This is a genomic window from Pseudoalteromonas fuliginea, assembly GCF_000690055.1.
GTDB classification, from domain to species: Bacteria; Pseudomonadota; Gammaproteobacteria; order Enterobacterales; family Alteromonadaceae; genus Pseudoalteromonas; species Pseudoalteromonas fuliginea.
Map to the genome: position 1 here is coordinate 1 of NZ_JJNZ01000118.1, position 552 is coordinate 552.

Genomic DNA, 552 nt, shown 5'->3' on the forward strand with positions numbered 1-552 from the left:
CAAAGGACATTATTGATATTGCGTGGAAAGCACAACTTAGGCTCTGCAAGCGCTATAAAAAAATGATAGCCAAAGGGAAACATTACAACCTGGTTGTCACCGCCATTGCTCGAGAAATGATTGCATACATATGGGCAATTGCAAAAGAAGTGGTGCTAACGCCAGTAAATACAAAACTTAGATTGGCAAGAGTACCTGCATGATAAACGAATTAGAGTTAATGCATAGGATCAAGCATCGGGAGTGGCACAACCACCGACGGCGTTAGGATGGCAATGTAGCTAACGCTTCATTGAACCACGAACATAGACTGAAGACAGGTGCCACGACGAAATAAGTAAGGTCTGCTCTGTTACTAGAAATAGTAATAACCAACGAATATCAGCAAGATAACCGACGACATTACTTGCTTCATCCTATGTATTAACTCGCTCTAATTCGAGCTAAAGTAATTATGGCTTAAAAAAGTTAGGCAGGGATCAGTGCGTTTAACTTGACAGTGGGAGTCATACCAACGCCACACTCAGAGGCTAAAAATTGATGGCTAAAATA

1 pseudogene is annotated in these 552 nt (G+C 41.3%); it reads left to right on the plus strand.

Features of this window, described 5'->3' with window-relative positions:
• Window positions 1-203 (plus strand): annotated as a pseudogene (locus tag DC53_RS0120855) (IS110 family transposase); the annotation flags it as partial.
• Between the last annotated feature and the right edge of the window lie 349 nt (window positions 204-552).